General features: G+C 74.8%; 1 protein-coding gene. It reads right to left on the bottom strand.

Annotated elements, in window-relative coordinates; all coding sequences use genetic code 11:
* Positions 1–131: 131 nt before the first annotated feature.
* Positions 132–1,387: SCO7613 C-terminal domain-containing membrane protein (locus GA0115259_RS40990; RefSeq protein ID WP_370749420.1), on the bottom strand; the 1,256-nt coding region annotated here is incomplete at its 5' end.

Genomic DNA, 1,387 nt, shown 5'->3' with positions numbered 1-1,387 from the left:
GTGGGAGAGCGCTTCGTTCACACCGAAGAGGTCACTGGTTCGAACCCAGTATCGCCCACCCGGAATCGATGTCCCGGAGACCGGCAGGTCTCCGGGACATCGTCGTTCCGCCGTCGGTCACCGGCCACCGGTCAGCGCATTCGGCCCAGGCTGCGGCGCACCTTGTGGGCGTCCTTGAGGCGCTGTTCATATGTGGCGCCCACCGCGAGCAGCAGCAGTCCCGCGAGGGCAGGCGGCAGCCAGCGCGGCAGCGCGCCCACGACCTGCACGACATACGGTGCCAGCTCGTGCAGCGCGACCAGGGCGAGGACCGTACCGCCCAGGATCAGCGGCGACTGGAGGCCCAGCCGGGCACCCGCGAGAGTGATGGCCAGGGCCGCGATTCCCAGCAGCAGCGGCCGGGACCAGTGGGTGTCGCCCCAGGCCGCGAGCAGGCTCGGCAGCAGTGTCGCCGAGAGGCCCGGACCGTACGCCGTCCAGGACGAGGCAGCCGGATCGCGGCGGCGCCGCAACAGCCCCACGGCGAGCGCGGGAAGCGTCACGGGCAGTGTGTACGTCTCGGGCACCGACACCTCGGAAGCGGCCAGCCGGACCCAGGTGGCCAGGACGAACAGCGCCGTGGCGGTATATCCGGCGACCGTCCGGCGCTCGGCGCGTACCGCCGTGCCCGCCGCGATCACTCCGCACAGCGCGAGCACCAGCGCCAGTACGGGCGCCCGGCCCGAGGCCAGGATCACCGCGAGGAGAGCGGCGCCGGACGCGGTGATCTCGATCGGGGCCGCCACCGGGCGCGTGGACGGCCGAGCGGCCAGCAGCGCCACCGTCGCGGGCACCGCGAGAACGGCCACGGCGGTGGTCCCGGTGGACAGTCCGGCCACCGCGCACGCGGCTGTCACCAGCGCGGTCGTGTACGCGACGGCCGTACAGGCCAGGACCGCACGGGTACTGCGGGTACGGACGGTCTCCGGCGCCCGTGTGGCGGTAGTGGCGGCCACCGCGGCCACGGTGGCTCCGGCGAACAGGGCCGACAGCACGGCGAGCGCGGTCACCGTCGCGGACCGGCTGCCGAGCGACACCAGTGAGCCGCCGACCGAGCCCGCCAGGGCGCAGACCAGCGCGGTGATCCGCACCGGCGAGCCCCCGGGGACACGCGGGCTCACGACCACCGCGAGCGCCGCCGCCGTCAGGGCCGGCGGCATCGCCACCACGACCGGATAGGCCGCGTCCAGGGCGAGCGGCAGCACCAGCACACCCGCCCAGCCGAGCGCCAGGGAGCCGCAGAGCGCGAGCGCCCGCGTGACCGTGCCGACTCCGACTCCGTCCGCGGCCTCGGTGTTCACCGAGTCCCGACGTGGGCCGTAGGCCGCCGTGGCGAGCGCGCCGGCCG

The organism is Streptomyces sp. MnatMP-M17 (genome assembly GCF_900091995.1).
In the GTDB taxonomy this organism is placed as follows: Bacteria; Actinomycetota; Actinomycetes; order Streptomycetales; family Streptomycetaceae; genus Streptomyces.
This window is presented reverse-complemented; position numbering and strand designations above follow the sequence as displayed.